This is a genomic window from Bradyrhizobium sp. LA2.1, assembly GCF_040547725.1.
Classification (GTDB): domain Bacteria; phylum Pseudomonadota; class Alphaproteobacteria; order Rhizobiales; family Xanthobacteraceae; genus Bradyrhizobium; species Bradyrhizobium barranii.
Genome location: NZ_JBEPQI010000079.1, coordinates 1 through 1,902 on the forward strand (window position 1 = coordinate 1; position 1,902 = coordinate 1,902).

The following is a 1,902-nucleotide window of genomic DNA, read 5'->3' on the forward strand; positions in this document are numbered from 1 at the left end:
TGGATTGTCGCTCTACGCGAAGCGGTTGGACCGTGGCCGTTTTGTCTGGCCGGCGACGGTGGGCGGTGTGGTGGGGCTGAGCGCGGCGCAGATGAGTTATCTGCTGGAGGCGATCGACTGGCGCAATCCGCAGCACACGTGGCGGCCACAGAGCGCAGGATAGGCTCAAAAAAGTTCTGAGGTGCGGAAGAAAAGACGCCTCAAATCGCCTCTTTTGTGATTCCATCGGGGCCATGGGTGACGGCCTTGAATCGCTGCCAGACGACATCGAAACGCTGCAAGCGGCATTGATCGTTGCTCGGGCGGAGGCTGCGGCCGCCCGTGCCCGGCAGTCCGACGACCAGGCGTTGATCGCCCATCTGAAGCTGCAGATCGAGAAACTCAACCGCGACCGCCATGGTCCGCGCTCGGAGCGTACCGCGCGGCTATTGGATCAGCTTGAACTGACGCTGGAGGAGCTGGAGAGTTCGGCGACGGAGGACGAACTCGCCGCCGAAATGGCCGCGGCCAAAACCACGAAGGTGGCGTCGTTCACGCGCAAGCGGCCGTCACGCCAGCCGTTCCCGGAGCATCTGCCTCGCGAGCGGGTGATCGTGCCGGGACCTGTGGCGTGCGCCTGCTGTGGCGGCGCGCGGCTGTCCAAGCTCGGCGAGGACATCACCGAGACGCTGGAGGTGATCCCGAAATCCTGGAAAGTGATCCAGCACGTCCGCGAGAAGTTTACTTGCCGTGATTGCGAGAAGATCAGCCAGGCTCCGGCGCCGTTCCATGTGCTTGCCCGCGGCTGGGCGGGGCCAAGCCTGCTGGCGATGGTGCTGTTCGAGAAGTTTGGTCAACATCAGCCGCTGAACCGGCAAGCGGAGCGCTATGCCAAGGAGGGCGTGCCGATCAGTCTGTCGACCCTGGCCGACCAGGTCGGCGGCTGCACCGCGGCGCTGGCACCTTTGTTCAAGCGCCTCGAGGCCTACGTACTGAGCGCCGAGCGATTGCACGGGGACGACACCACGGTCCCGGTCCTGGCCAAAGGCAAGACCGACACCGGCCGGATCTGGGTCTATGTGCGCGACGACAAGCCTTTTGGAGGGCAGGCCCCGCCGGGCGCGGTGTTCTATTACTCGCGCGATCGGGCCGGCGAGCATCCCCAGGCTCACTTGGCCAACTACAGCGGAATCTTCCAGGCCGATGCCTATGGCGGCTATGGCAGGCTTTACGAACCGGGCCGCAACGCAGGTCCGATCCTGGAAGCCGCGTGCTGGGTCCATGCCCGGCGGCCGTTCTTCGTGATGGCTGATCTGGCCGAGAATGCGCGTCGCAAGGCTCAGGGCAAGAAGCCGGCAGTGATCTCGCCGCTGGCGCTGGAAACAGTCCGCCGGATCGACGCCCTGTTCGAGATCGAGCGGACCATCAACGGTCAGAGCGCCGAAAGGCGCCAGGCAGTTCGCCGGGAACTCAGCGCGCCGCTCGTGGCCGATCTGGAAGCCTGGATGCGCACACAACGCGCCAAGCTCTCGCGCAGCAACGATGTCGCCAAGGCCATGGACTACATGCTCAAGCGCTGGAGCGCATTTACCCGCTTCCTCGATGACGGCCGCATCTGCCTGTCCAACAATGCGGCGGAGCGTGGCGTGCGCGGCATCGCTTTAGGTCGGAAGTCGTGGTTGTTCTGCGGCTCGGATCGCGGCGGCGAGCGGGCGGCGGTGATGTACAGCCTGATCGTCACCGCCAAGATGAACGACGTCGATCCGCAAGCCTGGCTCGCCGACGTTCTGGCGCGCATCGCCGAGCATCCCGTCCAAAGGCTCGACGAACTGCTGCCATGGAATTGGCGCTCTGCCATCCGGAACGTTGATCAAGCCGCCTGAGCCGAAAATGACCCGCGCGCGGTCTTCGCCGGATGCTTAC

The 1,902-nt window shown here is 64.8% G+C and carries 2 protein-coding genes; both read left to right on the plus strand.

The window, feature by feature from the left end; genetic code table 11:
• Positions 1-4: 4 nt before the first annotated feature.
• Positions 5-163 (plus strand): IS66 family insertion sequence element accessory protein TnpB, encoded by a 159-nt coding sequence (gene tnpB / locus ABIB95_RS47285; RefSeq protein WP_354249234.1) that lies wholly within the window; start codon positions 5-7, stop codon positions 161-163.
• 70 nt (positions 164-233) lie between these two features.
• Entirely contained in the window at positions 234-1,862 is a 1,629-nt protein-coding gene (gene tnpC, locus ABIB95_RS47290; RefSeq protein WP_354249232.1) for an IS66 family transposase, read from the plus strand.
• The last annotated feature ends 40 nt before the right edge of the window (positions 1,863-1,902 follow it).

Coding starts and splice junctions, on each gene's coding strand:
- tnpC (WP_354249232.1), top strand. CDS start 234: ATGGGTGACGGCCTTGAATCGCTGCCAGACGACATCGAAACGCTGCAA.